This window comes from Lentisphaerota bacterium (assembly GCA_016873675.1).
In the GTDB taxonomy this organism is placed as follows: Bacteria; Verrucomicrobiota; Kiritimatiellia; order RFP12; family JAAYNR01; genus VGWG01.
Map to the genome: position 1 here is coordinate 1 of VGWG01000156.1, position 5,077 is coordinate 5,077.

At 60.6% G+C, this 5,077-nt stretch carries 3 protein-coding genes; 1 reads left to right on the plus strand and 2 read right to left on the minus strand.

The features are described from left to right. Positions 1–111 precede the first annotated feature (111 nt). On the minus strand, positions 112–2,304 hold the full coding sequence (locus FJ222_11970; protein MBM4165138.1) for a hypothetical protein: 2,193 nt from the start codon (positions 2,302–2,304) through the stop codon (positions 112–114). 37 nt (positions 2,305–2,341) lie between these two features. After that, positions 2,342–3,637 carry an arylsulfatase gene (locus tag FJ222_11975; protein MBM4165139.1) on the minus strand — a complete coding sequence of 432 codons (1,296 nt, stop codon included), beginning with the start codon at positions 3,635–3,637 and terminating at the stop codon, positions 2,342–2,344. Positions 3,638–3,782: 145 nt separating this feature from the next. Between FJ222_11975 and FJ222_11980 the strand changes: the two genes are divergently transcribed. Continuing rightward, positions 3,783–4,931 (plus strand): hypothetical protein, encoded by a 1,149-nt coding sequence (locus tag FJ222_11980; protein ID MBM4165140.1) that lies wholly within the window; start codon positions 3,783–3,785, stop codon positions 4,929–4,931. Positions 4,932–5,077: the final 146 nt, after the last annotated feature.

Consider the following 5,077-nt stretch of genomic DNA (forward strand, 5'->3'; position numbering starts at 1 on the left):
GCGCGTGCCGGGGCGCTTCCAACCAGGTCACGGGCGTCAGGTCGCGTGGTTTCAGTCTATCATCGGCCAGTGCCAACGCCGCAACCAGACACATGAAAGCGGCTAATCGTTTCATGCCAAGTTCCTTTCCGACGGCTGAGATGAAGCGGATCGCACGACGGCCGCGCCTGCCGCTACCGCGAACGTTTCACCCCACACCTCAACCGTTTGTTCGTCCGCGCCGAAATTCGCCACCAGCGCATAGCGGCGGCCATCCAACCCGTCCACCCACACGCCCCGAAGTTCTTTCGGCATCAGCGGCAGGGCACCGCCTTGCACGTCTGCCGTGCACACGGCCGTCACATCCGACAAAACAGCAAACCCGATGTCTGTCAACACCAGGCCGGGACGGCAGCGCATGAGGTCGTGGCCGACATGCATGCAGATTTCATCCACGAAGAGCGACCGATAGCGCCCCGCACGCCGCGCCACAGAACGATCCACGAGCAGACCGTCTCCGCCGTGCAGTGCCACCACCCCCAGCCGATCATCCACATTCAGCCAGGAGCCGGGTATCGCGAGGGTCTCGTCGCGCTCCGGCGGCGAGTGAAGTTCGGTGCGCCCGGACGACGACCACACCGTGCGCCGGTATCCGTTGAACAAATCGTTGGGTATCGCGAGATGCAGATCTTTGTATTCCGCCAGAAATCCTACCCGGTCGGAGGCGGCCACGACGTACTGCAGGCTCAGGCAGGTATGGCCGTCCGGCAACGCCGCGAAGGCGATCCGCGTGACGGCCTGATCCGTGCAAGAGGCGCCTTCATCCACAGAAACGCTCACCCCCTCCATGACGGCCCCGCAGGTGACAAAACCCTCTTCACCCAGGGGCTCGATCTGGCACTGCAGCAACCGGCGATGCGCGTTCGGCTGGCTTCCATCATCCCCGAGGAACCGTATCACGGGGCTCAGGTTTAAAGACCATTCGGCCAGGCTGCTGTCGCCGGGCGGCACGCAAAGGCCCTGCGCCAGACCGTGCGCCCGCCAGGCAAAGGACGCCAGACGATGGGCAGATCGGTGCATGACGGCACCATGCGCGTCTTCCATCCATACGCCTGCCGCAGACGACTCGAATGACACAGAAGCTGGCGCGGGCGCCTGCACCAGCGGCAGATTGTTCAGCAGCATGGCCAGCACACACGCCCGGTCTGATTCCAACCGTGTGTAGTAGTGCGGGTTCTGACGTCGCATGGCCGCCAGTCTGCTCCCATAAAACGTTCCATCCTGGCCGGCCTCGGCTTCGCGCTCCATCAGGGCCAGTTGACGCTCCACGAGCGGCAGCGCATGCGGATCGCGGAAGTGATCGGCGGCCAACAGCAGCGCGGGGATCAGGTACTCCTGACAGTAGGCATAGCGCACGCGGGAGTCGCCCCCGATGCGTGCAAGACGTCCATCGTCAAAAACAAACCGGCGCAGCACCTGCCAGAGCGCGTGCTGATGGTGGTAGAGCGATTCCGGGGGCGTCGCGCCCGCCCGCTTGAGGTCGAAATGCAGCAACGCGGCATGGCTGGCGCAGATCGCCATGTACCCCACGTTCAGGTAGCTGTGATGATCCAGGGCATAGTTCGGAAAGAAATTGGCGCCGGCATGCCACTCGGACACCGGACGTCCTGCGATTATGGACGCGTCGCAGGCGTCGGCCTCAAGCGAGACGCCGTTGATCAGAAAACGGTGAGACTGTTCCATCCAGGCGGAGGCGTGCGTTTCATCGGGGAAGAGACGTGCCACGCGCGCGAGGAAACAACCGGACCAGATGTTGGACTCCGGCCGGTTACGCCCTTCATGCCCCCAGAGTCCGCCGCACACACCCGCATACTGCCCGCGGGCAGGCGTCAACAGCCAGTCGGCCTCGCTGATCAGGACACGGCGCAAGGCCGCTTGATCGGCAGGCGAGAGCACGGCGTTCACGTTTCTCAGACCGTGCATGCCGCGCTCAATGCCAAGCACGCTGATCCATGAGTTTCCCCACGCTTTGCCATCGGTGCCAACCCGCTTCCCGGTTACATGCGTAGCCAAGGCGTAGCGCAAGGACGCAAGGGCGCGTTGTTGCCAGTGTTCCCTTCCGGCCTGCGGCTTTTGGGCGGCCAGTGTCGCCATCGCCGCGGCATAATTCCAGTTTGATTGCACACCCCAGTGTTGATAGCCGGGGCTATAGCATCCCAGGGACGGGTCGTCATCCATACGATACCAGTAAGGCTCGACGGCCTCTGCCCATCGTCCCAACAGACGAAACGCACGACCTTGAATTCCACCCCCTGAAGCCTTCATATCCATGTTCACTTGTCAATTCGCGCCGATGTCGTTTTCAGAGTTGCTCATCAAACCTGGGCCGTGCTTCCTTCGTCAGCATCCGATCGGTCTGTTGCAGTTTTTCCCCCAGAAGTTTGACAACATCAGCATGCGCCTGGGCCACATCGTTTGTCTCGCCGAGATCCGTTTCCAGATCGTACAGCCCCGTAGCCGTTGTCGGTTTCCCACTTGCGCCCGGACGCATATGCAGCTTCCACTTGCCACTGCGAATGGCGGTGGCGACACCGGCGGTATTGTAATATACGAAGTGATCATGTGGCGATTGGGCCTTGCCGCACATGACCGCCCAAATGTCCTTGCCATCAATCTTCCGGTCTGAAGGCGGCGCTGTGCCTGCCAGAGCCGCCAAGGTCGGCAACCAGTCGAACGAGACGGTCATTTCGCTGCAGAGGGTGCCGGTCGGAAGGGTTCCGGGCCAACGCGCGATACACGGCACACGCATTCCACCTTCCCATGTCGTACCTTTAGAGCCACGCAACGGCGGTTGCTGCCCAGGCTTACCATTGTCCGATGTATAAATCACCAGCGTCTTCTCGTCCAAGTTAAGATCTTTCAATCTCTGTAGCACCTGACCCACGCTCCAGTCCACTTCTTCAAGGCAGTCGCCCCGCAAGCCGGCTGCGGACTTCCCGCGAAAGTTCTTTGAGGCATAAAGGGGGGCGTGCGGCGCGCCGTGCGGCAGGTACAGGAAGAATGGCTTGTCCTTGGACTTCGTGATGAACTCAATCGCCTCGATTGTGTAACGCTGCGTCAGTTCGCTGATATTAATCTTGCCCGCTTGCTCAATGATGTTCGTGCCGCGATACAGTTCTCCTTTACCGTGGTTATCGCCGGGCATGCCAAAATAGGAATCAAAACCCTGACGCGTAGGCAGCGTCTCCGGGGTTACGCCCAAATGCCAGACCGCGCCCGCCGCATAATAATCGGTGAACCGCACCCCTTCCGCCGCCATGCGGTCCAAGTTGGGTGTCTTGATGTCGGGTGAGCCATAACACGACAGATCGGAGTAGCCCTGATCGTCGGTCATCATGAAGATAATATTCGGCTTTTCGACGGGTTTTGTTTCTGCAGCCCAGACGCCATTCATCGTCACACCGGCCAACGTCACGCCCCATGCACTCATCAAATCGCGGTGGGTCATTTTCAATTCCTTCTCTGGTTTGCGTTTCTGGTAAGCATGCCTGAAATCAGGGGATATGTCCAGAGCAGAAACACAAAAAACGAACAGCGCATTGACAATGCGGCAAGAACGTGATACTAGAGGCGGAAACAAGGCCGATGAGGTCGGCATGTGCAGGCCGACGCCTCACGGGTGCCCGTATCGGATGTACTGGAGGCGCAGCGAGATGCAGAGATGGATCACCAGAATCTGTATAGGCGGCTCAGTGACTGTGGCGACCTGTGGCGGCCTGTCGGTCGCAGAAGAGGTGCGTATCGTGAATACAACGTCAAAAGACCTTCCTGCGGCCGTGTCCTGGCTGGAAAACGAAGCGCACCGGATCATTCGCGCGTCACGGCGTGAGATGAAGGATGGAACCGCAGCCTTTCCGCCACAGGTGGGGATCGGCTACGAAGCCTTCTGGCTGCGCGATTACGCCTACACGCTGGAAGGCTCGATCGGGTCCTATTCCGATACCGAGCTGATCGAGGCGTGCCGCTGTTTTATCCGGAGTCTGGGGCCGAAGGGCGAGGGCGTGGACTGCGTGAAATACGACGGCACGCCGATCTACAAACCGGGGTACGGCTCCATGGGCAAGAACGCGGTTGCCGATGGCAGCCAGTTTACCGTCTCTGTGGCCTGGCATACCTATCGGCAGACGACGAACACCGCTCTTTTGGATGCGATCCTCGATCCGCTGGTCAAGACCATGGGTGCGGTGCCGCGCAACCCGGAAAACGGCTTGGTGTTCATTGATCCTGCCGTGGCGTGGGACCGCTGTCCCTACGGCTTCACGGATACCGTGCGCAAACAGGGCGATGAGTTGTTCTGCTCGCTGCTCTATGTGCAAGCGTGCCGCCAGTTGGCCGATCTGCTGCTGGAGGGGGGGCGCGAGCCGGAGAGCCGCCAGTGGCGGGACGAGGCGGAGCGTGTGGCGGCGAGCGCCCGGAAGGTCTTTTGGGATGCGGAGGTCGGTTTGTTTCGCGCCGCCACAGTCAAGTGCCGGGAGCACGACATCTGGGGCTCGGCGTTTGCGGTCTTCCTCGGTGTCGCGGATGAGGCGCAGTCACGGGCCATCGCCATTTATTTTAAGACGCATTACAATCAGATTGTACAGCAGGGCCAGATCCGGCATCTGCCGGGCGGCGTGTATTGGGAAAAGGCGGGAGATCGCAACAAGTACCAGAACGGCGCGTATTGGGCTACGCCCACCGGCTGGTTTGTCTACACCTTGGATCTGGTTGATCCCGCGTTGGCCGATCAGACCATTCTGGATCTGGTCAACCACTTTAAGACGTATGGCGCGTGCGAATGGATTTTTGGCGAGACGAGGACGTTGCCGAACTACCTGGCCAGCGCCGCATTGCCTTTGAGCGGCATCCGGGCCCTGTTCGAACGTCGGCGGATCAGCCAACTGCGGCTTTGAAAAATGCAAATGGAAAAGGGGCACTTCACGAGAATCTGTGGGTGTACTCGGGCGGCATAGGCAGGTCGCCGAGCGCGTGAAACAAGGCGATTCTGCGGATTTCCGGGTTGCGGAAGCCCCTCGCCAAATTGGATACGAGTCCCGCG

Coding starts and splice junctions, on each gene's coding strand:
- FJ222_11970 (MBM4165138.1), bottom strand. CDS start 2,304: ATGAAGGCTTCAGGGGGTGGAATTCAAGGTCGTGCGTTTCGTCTGTTG.
- FJ222_11975 (MBM4165139.1), bottom strand. CDS start 3,637: ATGCCGACCTCATCGGCCTTGTTTCCGCCTCTAGTATCACGTTCTTGC.